Below are 674 nucleotides of genomic sequence, written 5' to 3' on the forward strand. Positions count from 1 at the left end.
ATTGGCTCGAGGGAGGTGACAGCCTCTGGCTTTTCCAGCTTGGCGATCACAGGAACACGACGACCTTCTTCGTCCATGATCTTGTGAACGAGTTCAGCATCTGCTGGGGAACGTACGAAGGACAGTGCAATAAAGTCCACGCCGAGCTTCAGGGCGAAGCGCAGGTCACGGATATCCTTTTCGGACAGTGCAGGTACGGAAATATCCATACCTGGCAGGGAAACACCCTTGTTGTTGGAGACTGGTCCGCCCTCAACAACCTCACAGATGACGTCGTTACCTTCGACGGAAACGCAGACGAGGCCAACCTTGCCGTCATCAACGAGCAGGCGGTCGCCTGGCTTCGCGTCTTTTGCCAGATTCTTGTAGGTGGTGGACACACGATCGTGCGTTCCCTCTACATCGTCAACGGTGATCCGAATGGTCTCGCCGTTTTCCCACACGGTTGCGCCGTCAGTGAAACGGCCAAGACGGATCTTCGGTCCTTGGAGGTCTGCGAGAATACCGACTGCACGGCCAGTCTTCTCCGCCGCCTCGCGGACCCACTTGTAGTTTTGCTCATGATCTGGGTGGTCACCATGGGAGAAGTTGAGGCGAGCAACATCCATGCCGTCTTCTACCAAACGCAGAATTCCCTCTGCACTAGCCACCGCTGGGCCTAGGGTACATACAAG

Annotated in this window: 1 protein-coding gene; it reads right to left on the reverse strand. The window is 56.1% G+C overall.

The window, feature by feature from the left end; all coding sequences use genetic code 11:
- Positions 1-650 (reverse strand): pyruvate kinase (locus MD273_RS19300; RefSeq protein WP_239039260.1); only part of this gene is annotated, 650 nt, incomplete at its 3' end.
- Positions 651-674 lie beyond the last annotated feature (24 nt).

Origin of the sequence: Marinobacter sp. C7, assembly GCF_022343555.1 — a bacterium.
GTDB lineage: Bacteria > Pseudomonadota > Gammaproteobacteria > Pseudomonadales > Oleiphilaceae > Marinobacter.